The sequence below is a fragment of the Okeania sp. SIO2C9 genome (assembly GCF_010672455.1).
In the GTDB taxonomy this organism is placed as follows: Bacteria; Cyanobacteriota; Cyanobacteriia; order Cyanobacteriales; family Microcoleaceae; genus Okeania.
Map to the genome: position 1 here is coordinate 1 of NZ_JAAHGO010000195.1, position 2,133 is coordinate 2,133.

Genomic DNA, 2,133 nt, shown 5'->3' on the forward strand with positions numbered 1-2,133 from the left:
GGACGCTTCCGGAATACCAGCCATCGATTACTTTATTGCCGATCCCTACGTCTTACCAACAACAGCCCAAGAATACTATACAGAAAAAATCTGGAGACTACCGCAAACTTATATAGCCGTCGATGGTTTTGAAGTGGGCGTACCTACCCTACGTCGTGACCAACTAAATATACCAAACGACGCCATTATCTATTTAAGCTCTCAAAGGGGATATAAACGACATCCCGAAACTGTGCGACTGCAAATGCAAATCCTCAAAGAAGTACCAAATAGTTACTTCCTCATCAAAGGCAAAGCCGAAGCCGAAGCTATCAAAAACTTCTTTAACCAAATCGCCGAAGAAGAAGGTGTAGAATGCGATCGCTTGCGCTTTTTACCAGAAGTTGCCTTAGAATCTATCCACCGTGCCAATCTAGGCATAGCAGACGTCGTATTAGACACCTATCCCTATAATGGAGCCACTACCACCTTAGAAACCTTGTGGATGGGCATCCCCATAGTAACCAAAGTCGGACAACAATTTGCTGCACGCAATAGTTATACAATGATGATCAACGCTGGCATCACCGAAGGCATCGCCTGGAATAATCAAGAATATATAGAATGGGGAATCCGCCTCGGCAAAGACACCAACTTAAGGCAACAAATAGCATGGAAACTGAAGCAATCTCGCCAAAGCGCCCCCCTTTGGAATGGAAAGCAGTTTACAAGAGAAATCGAGAAAGCATTCCAGCTAATGTAGGGGCGCACCACTTACATGTACGCGCCCAGCATTCAAAACCTCAGCATAAAGCTTTTCCAGCCTGCTAATATTACCACTAAGGGTATAACGCTCTAAAACCCTCTGCCTTGCCTTTTGCCCCAGTAAAGTCGTCCATTCCAAATGATCACGAAATACAGGCAACAAAGTATGCAGCTGAGAACTAACTCGATGAGTATTAAGAATCACACCAGCCCCATCTTCTAAAACTTCACCATCAGCACCAGCATCTGTGGCTACACAGGCAACACCGCAAGCCATTGCTTCTAGTAAAGATAGAGAAAGCCCTTCTAATAACGAAGGCAAAATAAATACATCAGCTGCCCGCAAAAGTTCAATCCGCCGTTGCTCATCAGCCTCAAATCCCCACCAAATAATACCGTATTCTTCACCATAAAACGGCATCAAAGAACTCAATAAAGGACCATTCCCCACGATTACTAACTTGCTTTCTTCACCAAGATTTGACTGCTTCCAAGCCCGCAGTAGCGCCTCAATATTTTTTTCTGTGGCAATACGACCTAGATATATAAATAATCGCTTAGCATCCAATTTTGATTTAAAATCTGAATAGCCAGGAGAATACTTGATAACATCAACTCCATTGGGAATTACCGCTAGCTTGTGGGGTGGGACACCTAACCGCACTAAAAAATTCCGTTGCAGTTGAGAAAAAACAATTACCTGGTCATAGTGTGCCAGAAAAGGTGCATAAAGTTGATAAGTAAAAAGTTGTGTTCCTGATTTGAGATTGCGCCGCTTACCGTCAAAAGGCGGATGAAAAGTCGCAACTAGAGGTAAATTTAGTTCTTGGCAGATTTCCGGCAGCAGAAAATCTAAAGGAGATAAAGTTAGGGAAGCATGAACTAAATCTGGTTGCAACTGTTTGAGCGATCGCGTTAACACCTTGCTAGCTTTGAGTGAAGGGATGGTGTAAACCTGAGATTTGTATAGACAAGGCAGCGAAACTTCCTTGTAACCAGACCAAGTGTGTTCCTCGTCTTCTGCCTGCGTAAAATGCAGGAAGCTAACTTCATAGCCCCTGTCTAGCAGAGCATTAGTAACTTCTCTACCGTAAGTAACATTACCACAAAAGGGCGATTTTTTTCCTATCCAGGCGATATGCATTCAGGGTGGGATCGAGTCTCTATGTTTTGAGTTGGGTTGAGTTTTTTGTTCCTGTACGGGCAATATACCAGGTTAGGAACCCTCCTGCTATCGCTGCTGCTACCAAACTCAACAACACCGGTTGTAAACCAAATATTGTTTCTGCAAAACCTGCTAGAGTTAAAGGCAAACTCAAAGCAATATTGATCGCATTGTTTTGTAGCCCAAAAACTTTCCCACGCATATCTTCTGGCGTTTCTGCTTGA

2 protein-coding genes and 1 pseudogene are annotated in these 2,133 nt (G+C 43.5%); 1 reads left to right on the plus strand and 2 read right to left on the minus strand.

Features of this window, described 5'->3' with window-relative positions; all coding sequences use genetic code 11:
* Positions 1-742 (plus strand): hypothetical protein (locus F6K23_RS40200; protein ID WP_293166767.1); only part of this gene is annotated, 742 nt, incomplete at its 5' end.
* Here the strand turns inward: F6K23_RS40200 and F6K23_RS40205 are convergent.
* Both F6K23_RS40205 and F6K23_RS40210 read right to left on the minus strand, forming a co-directional pair.
* Entirely contained in the window at positions 734-1,888 is a 1,155-nt protein-coding gene (locus F6K23_RS40205) for a glycosyltransferase family 4 protein (RefSeq protein WP_293166769.1), read from the minus strand. The genes F6K23_RS40200 and F6K23_RS40205 overlap by 9 nt on opposite strands.
* A 19-nt stretch (positions 1,889-1,907) precedes the next feature.
* Positions 1,908-2,133: pseudogene (locus F6K23_RS40210) on the minus strand (arabinose efflux permease); the annotation flags it as partial.